Genomic DNA, 217 nt, shown 5'->3' on the forward strand with positions numbered 1-217 from the left:
GGCCGGAACCCCCTCGTTCGCCTACGAGTTCACCTGGCGCTCAGGTGCCCTCGGCGGGGACCTCGGTGCGGCCCACGCCGTCGAGCTGCCCTTCGTCTTCGACCTCGCCCACCTCCCCGCGCTCCACGGCCCCACCGCCCTCCTCGGCCCCGACGCGCCGCCGGCCGAACTGGCCCGCCGCACGCACGCCGCCTGGATCGCCTTCGCCCGTACGGGA

The 217-nt window shown here is 76.5% G+C and carries 1 pseudogene; it reads left to right on the forward strand.

The window, feature by feature from the left end:
- Positions 1-217: pseudogene (locus G3I42_RS33040) on the forward strand (carboxylesterase/lipase family protein); the annotation flags it as partial.

The sequence above is a fragment of the Streptomyces sp. SID11385 genome (genome assembly GCF_010548245.1).
Taxonomy (GTDB): Bacteria; Actinomycetota; Actinomycetes; order Streptomycetales; family Streptomycetaceae; genus Streptomyces.